General features: G+C 76.9%; 3 protein-coding genes. All 3 read right to left on the bottom strand.

Annotation, left to right across the window (positions count from 1 at the left end):
* Window positions 1-58: 58 nt before the first annotated feature.
* Window positions 59-1,456, bottom strand: coding sequence for a class II 3-deoxy-7-phosphoheptulonate synthase (locus tag ACRYM2_RS22885; RefSeq protein WP_432524992.1), 1,398 nt, complete (start codon window positions 1,454-1,456; stop codon window positions 59-61).
* Window positions 1,457-1,566: 110 nt separating this feature from the next.
* Window positions 1,567-2,598 (bottom strand): 6-phosphofructokinase, encoded by a 1,032-nt coding sequence (locus ACRYM2_RS22880; protein WP_432524991.1) that lies wholly within the window; start codon window positions 2,596-2,598, stop codon window positions 1,567-1,569.
* 117 nt (window positions 2,599-2,715) lie between these two features.
* Entirely contained in the window at window positions 2,716-3,510 is a 795-nt protein-coding gene (locus tag ACRYM2_RS22875; protein WP_432524990.1) for a lysophospholipid acyltransferase family protein, read from the bottom strand.
* Window positions 3,511-4,222: the final 712 nt, after the last annotated feature.

Here is a 4,222-nt window from a genome sequence, read left to right as displayed (position 1 = left end):
CCCGGGACCAGCGGTCCCGGGGCCCTGCTCGTGCGACCGGCGAGGGCCGGGGGGACGGTCAGCGCGCGCTGAGCATCTCCGCGACCAGGAACGCCAGCTCCAGCGACTGCTGGTGGTTCAGCCGCGGGTCGCACAGCGACTCGTAGCGCGTGCCCAGCCCGGCGTCGTCGATCTCCATGGCCCCGCCCAGGCACTCGGTGACGTCGTCACCGGTGAGCTCGACGTGCAGGCCGCCCGGCACGGTGCCGAGCGCGCGGTGCACCTCGAAGAAGCCGCGCACCTCGTCCACGACGTCGTCGAAGCGGCGGGTCTTGTAGCCGCTGGTCGAGGTGATCGTGTTGCCGTGCATGGGGTCGCACACCCACGTCACCTGCACGCCCGCCCGGGTGACGCCCTCGACGAGCGCCGGCAGCGCCTCGCGGATCGTCGAGGCGCCCATGCGGGTGATGAAGGTCAGCCGGCCCGGCTCGCGGTACGGGTCGACCTTGTCGACGAGCGCGAGCGCGTCGTCCACGGAGGTCTTCGGGCCCAGCTTGATCCCGACGGGGTTGCGGATCCGGGAGGCGAAGTCGACGTGCGCGCCGTCGAGCTGGCGGGTGCGCTCCCCGATCCACACCATGTGCCCGGAGACGTCGTACGGACCGCCCTGGCGCACGTCGCGCGGCTGATCGGCACCGGCCAGCGGCGGCTCCTCGTCCAGCGTCCGGGTCAGCGGCCGCTCGTAGTCGAGCAGCAGCGCCTCGTGGCTGGACCAGAACTGCACCGTCTTCAGCGCGTCGAAGTCGGCACCGGCGGCGACCATGAACTTCATGGCCTTGTCGATGTCGCGGGCCAGCGCCTCGTAGCGGGCGTTGGCCGCCGTCGCCGCGAAGCCGCGGTTCCACTCGTGCACCTTGCGCAGGTCGGCGTAGCCGCCCGTGGTGAACGCGCGGATGAGGTTCAGCGTCGCCGAGGACGTGTGGTAGGCGCGCAGCAGCCGCTGCGGGTCCGGCCGGCGGGCCTCCGGGGTGAAGGCGTAGTCGTTGACGGCGTCACCGCGGTAGGCCGGCAGCGTCACCCCGTCGCGGGTCTCGTCGTTGCTCGAGCGCGGCTTGGAGAACTGCCCGGCCATCCGGCCGACCTTGATGACCGGCAGGCTCGCGCCGTAGGTGAGGACGGCCGACATCTGCAGCATCGTCTTCAGCCGGCGGCGGATGCCGTCGGCCGTCGCGCCGGCGAAGGTCTCGGCGCAGTCCCCGCCCTGCAGCAGGAACGCCTCGCCGCGGGCCGCCTTCGCCAGCTGCGCGCGCAGCTGGTCGGCCTCCCCGGCGAAGACCAGAGGAGGATACGAGGCGAGCTCCGCCTGGACCTCTGCCAGCGCGGCGGCGTCCGGCCACTGCGGCTGCTGGGCGGCGGGCAGGTCCGGCCACGTGGTGCTCGACGGGCCGGACGCAGCGCTGTCGCGGGTGCTCGTGATCGTGCTCGCTCCGGTACTCACGCGTGCCAGTGTCGCACTGCCGCGCCGCCGGGTGCTGCGCCTTCCCCAGGGCCGCGCGGGTGCCGGCTCACGAGCGGCTCACCACCGGCTCACCACCGCAGCCCCGCGGTCTCGGCGCGTCGCGCCTCCGGCACCGTGCGCAGCACCCCCGTGGCCTCCGCCAGCGGCACCTGCACCACGTCCACCCCGCGCAGCGCCGCCATCGTCCCCAGCCGCCCCGCCGCGAGCGCCTCGACGGCCGACAGCCCGAAGCGGGTCGCCAGCACCCGGTCCGCCGCCGAGGGCGTGCCGCCGCGCAGCAGGTGCCCCAGCACCGTCACCCGGCTGGAGAGCCCCGGCACGCGCCGCTGCAGCTCCCGCTCCAGCTGCTCACCCGCACCGCCCAGCTGCACGTGGCCGAAGGCGTCCACCGGTGCGTCCTTGACGGCCTGCTGCCCCAGCACCGGCGCGCCCTCGCTGACCACCAGCAGCGGTGCGCCGCCGCGCGCCAGCACCGCGCGCACGACGTCGGCGACGGCGTCGAGGTCGACCACCTCCTCGGGCAGCAGCGTCACGTGGGCACCGGCCGCCATCCCGGTGTGCAGCGCGATCCAGCCGGCGTGCCGGCCCATGACCTCCACGACCATGGCCCGGTGGTGGCTCGCGCCGGTCGTCACCAGCCGGTCGCAGGCCTCCACGGCCGTCTGCACGGCCGTGTCGAAGCCGAAGGTGGCGTCGGTCGCCGACAGGTCGTCGTCGATGGTCTTCGGGGCGCCCACCACGGGCACCCCCGCCTCGTGCAGCGCCGTCGCGACCCCGAGGGTGTCCTCGCCGCCGATGACCAACAGCGCGTCCACGCCCAGCGCGGCCAGCCGCTCGCGCACCCGCTGCACGCCCTGCTCGACGCCGCCGGCCAGGGGGTTGGTGCGGCTGGAGCCCAGGACCGTCCCGCCCACCGCCAGCAGCGGGCGCACCCGCTCCTCGTCCAGGGGCACCACGTCCCCGTCCAGCACGCCGCGCCAGCCGTCGAGGAACCCGACGAAGGACATGCCGTGGCGCTGCGTCCCGGCCAGCACCGCCGCCCTGACGACGGCGTTCAACCCGGGGCAGTCGCCGCCCCCGGTGAGGATCCCGACCCGCACGTCCGCCTCCACTCCCCGGCGCCCTCGCCGGCCGTGTCGACCACCTGCCGCGCACTCTGCCACCGGCGGGCCCCTCCTGGCGATCTCCCGGCGCTCCCCGGCACCCCGGCGCGCCGCTCAGGGGGCGCCGGGCGAGGGCGGCCGGCCCCCGGGCGCGGCCCGGCCGCCGGGGCCGCCGCCGGACTCCTGCGGCGGCAGCGCGACGCCGGTGCCGCGGGCCAGGTCCGAGCGCAGCTTGCTGCGCTCGGCGTAGGCGTCGACGTACTCCTGCCGCGACAGCCGCTGGATGGCGTGCATGACCTCGTCGGTCACCGAGCGCACGACGAACTGGTCGTCGGCGCGCCCGGCGTAGCGGGAGAAGTCCAGCGGCTCGCCGATGACGACGCCCACCCGCCGCACCTTCGGCAGCACGCGGCCGCTGGGCAGCAGGTGCTCGGTGCCGATCATCGCCACCGGGAGCACCGGCGCGCCGGAGACCAGGGCGATGCGCGCCACCCCGGTGCGCCCGCGGTACAGCCGCCCGTCCGGGGAGCGGGTGCCCTCGGGGTAGATGCCGAACAGCTCCCCGTCGCGCAGCACCTGCACGGCACCGGCGATGGCGGCGGCCGAGGCCCGGCCCCCGGAGCGGTCCACCGGCAGCTGGCCCACCCCGTGCAGCAGGCCGGCGGTGAGCTTGCCCTTCAGCCCCGAACCGGTGAAGAGGTCGGCCTTGGCGATGAAGGTCAGGCGCCGCCGCAGCACCGAGGGCAGGACGACCGTGTCCGCCGCGGACAGGTGGTTGCTGGCCAGGATCGCCGGCCCGCTGGCCGGCACGTTCTCCAGGCCGCGCACCCACGGGCGCAGCACCCCGGTCACCAGCGGCTCGGCGACGAGCAGCTTCAGCGGCCAGTACAGGACCGGGAACCGGGCCACACCGCCTCCCGCCTGCTCGTGCGCCGTCGCTGCGCGGGGCGGTCCCGCGCCGTGATCACCGAACCCTACCCGGGCACCCGCCGCGCGCCACGCCGAAACCTCGACCGTCCGCGCCGGAGCGTGACACGATGAACCGTGGCTCGAACCCCGGACGACGGATCCGGTCCCCTGGACGTCGATGCGGCCTTCGCCGAGATCGTCGCGCACTGGGGCGAGGACGCGCCGACCACCCGCCCCGCGGGCGCGCGCGGGAGCGCCCCCGTCCGCGAGGGCGCCGACGAGGGCGCCGGTGGCGCCGACGAGGGCGCCGACGACGAGGCGCGCGACGGCGCGGACGGGCGGCCCGGTGCGCACTCGGCGCGCCACGCCCGGCACGGGGAACCGCGGGGCGGGGCCGGCGAGGAGGCGGTGGACGAGGCGGTGGAGCAGGTCCGCGACGGGGCGGCCGAGGACACCGGTGAGCGGCGCCGCGCGCAGCCCGGCACGGCGGCCGAGGACGGGCCGGACGAGGCGTCCCCGCCGCGCCCGGAGCCGTCCGGCCCCCGGCTGGTGAAGCCCGCCGCTCCCCTGCCGCCGGCACCGCGCGAGGACCTGCCCGATCCCTGGCCCGGGGGGGGGGGGGGGGGGGGGGGGGGGGGGGGGGGGGGGGGGGGGGGGGGGGGGGGGGGGGGGGGGGGGGGGGGGGGGGGCGGGGGGCGGGTGGGCTGGTCCT

This window comes from Kineococcus aridisoli (genome assembly GCF_050871885.1).
Taxonomy (GTDB): Bacteria; Actinomycetota; Actinomycetes; order Actinomycetales; family Kineococcaceae; genus Kineococcus.
This window is presented reverse-complemented; position numbering and strand designations above follow the sequence as displayed.